Source organism: Lachnoclostridium sp. An118, assembly GCF_002160985.1.
GTDB lineage: Bacteria > Bacillota > Clostridia > Lachnospirales > Lachnospiraceae > Claveliimonas > Claveliimonas stercoravium.
Genome location: NZ_NFLQ01000043.1, coordinates 1 through 2,536 on the forward strand (window position 1 = coordinate 1; position 2,536 = coordinate 2,536).

Consider the following 2,536-nt stretch of genomic DNA (forward strand, 5'->3'; position numbering starts at 1 on the left):
AGATGAGATATCCCTACGAAAGTAGTAAGACCCCTTGAAGACGACGAGGTAGATAGGGCAGAGGTGGAAGCATGGTAACATGTGGAGCTGACTGTTACTAATCGGTCGAGGGCATAACCGAATAAGGTTCGGGTAAGGAAGAGATGGAAGATAGAGAATTTCTTGTATGTGGTTTTGAAGGTACATGACAGATAAATCAGGATGGAGTCTATGTGACTTCATCTTTTTTTATTGACTTTTCTACATCTGTAGAATATAATGGTTCTACAGATGTAGAAAAAGATGGCTGAGGAGCAAAAGAAGGAGTAGATGATGAGAATGGGAGAAGTCAAACGACTGCCGGAGAGCGAACTGGAGATCATGCAGATCATATGGGAGAGCCCTGCGCCTGTTTCCAGGATGTACATCGAGGAAGCGCTGCAGAACACCCATCCGTTGGCGCCGACGACTATCCTCACTCTCCTGACACGCCTGTGCGAAAAGGGCTTTCTATCTTTAAAAAAGGAAGGGCGTACCAATCTGTACGAGCCACTGGTGGAGGAGAAGGAATATCTGGCGGCGGAGAGCAGATCCTTTCTGGACAGACTGTTCCACGGCTCAGTGGCCTCTTTTGCCACGGCACTGTGCGACAGCGGGGTTACGAAGGAGGAGCTGGAGGAGCTGAGACGGCTGCTAGAGGAAGGGGAGCTGTAATATGTCTGACATGCTTATTTTATACATATACCGGATTGTTTGGGCGGCCTTCCTGGGAGGGATCCTGGCCTGGGGATTTCGAAGGTCTTGGAATGCGGAGCATGGGAAAACGTCAAGCTGGATGGAGGACAGAGAAGATACAGTCGTGTGGATGGACCCTATCGTTCTTCCGGTCATGTTAACCCTGTTTCCGCTGCTTTACATGTGCGTCTATGGTATTTCTGACGGTCTGGACTACTGCCTTTGTCTGTTGGTGGATGTCCTGGTGTTCGTCAGCCTCTATTTTTCAGGGCTGCTCCTTCTCCTGCCTTTCCTCAGGCGCCGTTACACGGCCAGGACATGCGCAGTTCTGTGGCTGGTGCCTGTGTTCCTGTTTTATCAGCCCCATATGGTCTACTTGTTGATGCCGGGGCCTCCCCCGGCGGTGCTGTATGTGCCGGGGACAGTCCTGAGAGTGCTGATAGCCCTGTGGGGAGCAGGCTTTCTGGTGCTTTTTGGGATGAAAATAGTTTCCCACATCTGGTTTTCCTGGAGCCTGAGAAGGAACTCGCATCCGGTGGAGGAGCCGGTGATCCTTGAGAGCTGGGAGAAGATGAGAAGTGAACTCGATGTACATATTCCTGTTGACCTCAGGTACAGCAGCCTGATAGGGACACCTCTTACAATAGGCATGAGAAAGAAGAAGAAAGCCACCTATCTGCCGGAGCGCTCCTACACGGCGGAGGAGGCGGAGATGGTCTTTTCTCATGAGCTGCACCATGTGCAGAGGAGAGATACGCACACCAGGTGCTTTCTTGAATTCTGCAAAGCACTGGGCTGGTTCCATCCTCTTGTGTGGGCTGCTGTCAGGAAAGCACAGGACGACCTGGAGCTCTCCTGCGACGAGATCGTCCTGGAGAAGTACGATGCGGACAGAAGGAAGAAATATGCGGAGCTGCTTCTTGTGACAGCCGGGGAAAGCCGCGGTTTTACAACCTGTCTCTCCTCCTCGGCCCGGACTCTGCGCTATCGCATGCGCGCCATTGTGACGACAGGGAGAAGGAAGCTGGGGGTCGGTCTGTTGTTTTCTGTCATGGTACTGAGCGTTCTTGCCATGGGAAAGGTGAGCATTGCGACAGACAGAGCGCCTGCGGCGGAGGTTTTGGGGATTTGTGAGGACAGCCTGTCCAGGGCATGGCTCATGTCAGACGAAATGGAGGATGGAAAGGTCAGAGATATAGAAGGGCTGACCGAATATCTTTCCAGGCTGCAGGTGGAAAGACTGATACATACGTATGAAATCCTCCCGGAACCGGTCGGATATGAGATGTCGGGCATTACTGCAGCTTCCACGGTCTTTCGGATATATGACGGCTATCTGGAAATCAGTTATCCGGAAAAGAGGGGGACAGTGCTCTGTACTATAAGAGGCTCTGTTGACTGGGAAAAAATCCGGACCTTTGTCTGAGCTATATTGTGCACTGCGGAGAAAGAAATAGTTAAAACTACTTGAAATACCTGTGATTTTGATGTAAAATATATACGCTGTCAAATGATAAAGACAGCGAAATATCACAGATGATCCTCCTTAGCTCAGTCGGTAGAGCACTCGGCTGTTAACCGAGTTGTCGTTGGTTCGAGTCCAACAGGGGGAGCTTGGAAAGCCCGTAAATCCACGTTTACGGGCTTTTTTTGTTGTTAGGCCAAGGGCCTGTTTTCTGGCCCGGAGTTTTTCGGGTTCCGAGAAACGGAGGGTTAGAAAACCAAAAAACCACTTGCTATGCAAGTGGATAAGGATGCTTCAGCTTACAGAAAAACCTCCAATGTTATAATTAATGCAGGTTCGCCAACCGCATTAAAAACA

At 50.4% G+C, this 2,536-nt stretch carries 2 protein-coding genes, 1 tRNA gene and 1 rRNA gene; all 4 read left to right on the forward strand.

Going from position 1 to position 2,536, the window contains the following annotated elements; genetic code table 11:
• Positions 1-121: ribosomal RNA gene (locus B5E62_RS16560) — 23S ribosomal RNA — on the forward strand; the annotation flags it as partial.
• Between the two features lie 197 nt (positions 122-318).
• Entirely contained in the window at positions 319-693 is a 375-nt protein-coding gene (locus B5E62_RS16565) for a BlaI/MecI/CopY family transcriptional regulator (protein WP_087175610.1), read from the forward strand.
• Between the two features lie 121 nt (positions 694-814).
• Entirely contained in the window at positions 815-2,140 is a 1,326-nt protein-coding gene (locus B5E62_RS16570) for a M56 family metallopeptidase (RefSeq protein WP_162610344.1), read from the forward strand.
• A gap of 114 nt (positions 2,141-2,254) precedes the next feature.
• A tRNA-Asn gene (locus B5E62_RS16575) sits at positions 2,255-2,327 on the forward strand.
• Positions 2,328-2,536: the final 209 nt, after the last annotated feature.